Genomic DNA, 754 nt, shown 5'->3' on the forward strand with positions numbered 1-754 from the left:
TTAGTGGATTTGGACGGGTTACCACCTGACTTATTCATTATAAAGGACTTTTTCTTTGCACAAAATAAAATTAGTGAATATTTAGAGTGTTTTTAATATTAAAATTTAATTAACGCAACACTAGTGATTTTGTTATATATGTTACTAATTTTAAATACATAACATTAACAGAAAATTTTTTTATTGGGAGTGTAAAAACAGTGTTAAAATCCCCAATATAAACGTAAGCCCGAATTATAAAATAAGCACACCTTTCGGTGCGCAATACAAATAGCCGTATATCCTGATTTTTTTAATCAAATATACGGCTTATTTCAATTATTTACTACATTCGGTCTGGATCGTTTTTGACCAAGGCATATATTGTTCTAAAATTTCAGGGTTTTGATGGATGCCTAGATTCGGCAGGTCCGTCAAAAGTTTCTTTATGTATTCGTAGAAATCAATGCCGTTACTTTTGGCGGTTTCTGCATTACTCAAACAAATGGCGTTCGCTTTTGCACCTGCTTCACTAACACTGAAAAGCCAATTTTTTCTTCCTATAACGTTGGGTCGAATGGCATTTTCGGCAGGATTATTATCTATTTCGATACGCCCATCATTCAAGAATGCTCTTAGTCCATTTGCTGTGAGCGTCAAGTAGAAATGAACAATTTTGCTGATTATTTTTGAACACTTTCTTCATTAAAAATCCTTTGTCTGTTTCTCATTCTGTGGCTATCTTCATTGAAACTCACAATCTCAGCACGATGAA

Annotated in this window: 1 pseudogene; it reads right to left on the bottom strand. The window is 33.3% G+C overall.

The features are described 5' to 3' along the window. Positions 1 to 318: 318 nt before the first annotated feature. Positions 319 to 642, bottom strand: a pseudogene (locus tag M3226_RS31555) (IS66 family transposase); the annotation flags it as partial. Positions 643 to 754 lie beyond the last annotated feature (112 nt).

It is taken from the genome of Neobacillus cucumis, from assembly GCF_023715505.1.